Genomic DNA, 439 nt, shown 5'->3' on the forward strand with positions numbered 1-439 from the left:
CCATGCGCCCCAGCAGCATGTGATAGGCCATGCCGTCGCGGTCGGTAAGCGTCACCTCGATGGGCCAGCGTTGAGTGCCGAATTGCAGGTGGGTTTCGATGACGAAGCGCAGCTCGGTCTCGCCGTTGGACGACGTGACCTCGCGCTGGTCCTTGACGGGGGCGGTGCAGGCTATGGCCAAATCGTAATTGCCGGGGATGGGGTGGACAGTGAACCGCACCTTTGGCTGTTTGTCCGACCCGAACGGCTCGATGCGGGTGGCATGCAGCGCGGATGTGCGCGCGCCCGTGTCGATCTTGGCCTTGATGGCGGGCAGCTTGAGGTCGGGCAGCGACAGCCACTCCTCCCATCCCAGTTTGATCGTCTTGGCGTTCATGAAGCGGTGCCTTTGGTTGCACTGGGAATGGGTTTGGCCCTAAACGGCTGATATGAGTAAAAA

Annotated in this window: 1 protein-coding gene; it reads right to left on the reverse strand. The window is 61.5% G+C overall.

What is annotated here, in order from left to right; all coding sequences use genetic code 11:
* Positions 1-376, reverse strand: a 376-nt coding sequence (locus KWG70_RS17695; protein WP_230937370.1) for an ATP-dependent zinc protease family protein, incomplete at its 3' end; no start/stop codon positions are given.
* Positions 377-439: the final 63 nt, after the last annotated feature.

Origin of the sequence: Psychroserpens luteolus (genome assembly GCF_021032705.1) — a bacterium.
Lineage (GTDB): Bacteria > Bacteroidota > Bacteroidia > Flavobacteriales > Flavobacteriaceae > Psychroserpens > Psychroserpens luteolus.